Here is a 683-nt window from a genome sequence, read left to right as displayed (position 1 = left end):
CCGTTGCTCAAGAGCAATCTGCGCTCCGGCGAGCGCATGGTCGAAGTTAACGATGAAGGCAAAGAAGCCCTGACGCTGTTCAAGGTGCTGCGCCGCTTCGGCGATTTTGCCACCATGGTCGAGGCGAAACCGGTCACCGGTCGTACCCACCAGATTCGCGTGCACACCTTGCATGCTGGCCATTGCATTGCCGGTGACAGTAAGTATGGCGACGAGGATTTCACCAAGGAAATCCGCGATCTGGGCGGTAAGCGTCTGTTCCTGCACGCTTACATGCTGACGGTGCCGCTGCCCGACGGCGGCAAGCTGAATCTGCAAGCGCCCGTCGATGAAATGTGGGCCAAAACCGTGGAGCGATTGAGTGCGCCCATCTGATTACAAGCTGTTGATTTTCGACTGGGACGGCACCCTCGCCGATTCCATTCATCGGATCGTCGAGGCGATGCACTCGGCGTCCGGGCGTTCCGGTTTCGAGCTGCGCGATGACTTCGCCGTCAAAGGCATCATCGGTCTTGGCTTGCCGGAAGCGATTCGCACCCTGTACCCGGAAATCAGCGACGCAGAAATGCTCGCGTTTCGCGAGTGCTACGCCGATCACTACATCGCTGCCGAAGCCGTGCCTTCGCCGCTGTTCGAGGGCGTGGTCGAGTCGATGGCATCGTTTCGCGAGCAGGGTTATCACC

General features: G+C 59.4%; 2 protein-coding genes. Both read left to right on the top strand.

The window, feature by feature from the left end; all coding sequences use genetic code 11:
• Window positions 1-375: pseudouridine synthase (locus J5M56_RS23765; RefSeq protein WP_243430879.1), on the top strand; the 375-nt coding region annotated here is incomplete at its 5' end.
• Window positions 362-683, top strand: a 322-nt coding sequence (locus tag J5M56_RS23760) for an HAD hydrolase-like protein (protein WP_207937914.1), incomplete at its 3' end; no start/stop codon positions are given. The genes J5M56_RS23765 and J5M56_RS23760, both read left to right, overlap by 14 nt.

This window comes from Pseudomonas sp. 51_B (assembly GCF_017491595.1).
GTDB lineage: Bacteria > Pseudomonadota > Gammaproteobacteria > Pseudomonadales > Pseudomonadaceae > Aquipseudomonas > Aquipseudomonas promysalinigenes.
This window is presented reverse-complemented; position numbering and strand designations above follow the sequence as displayed.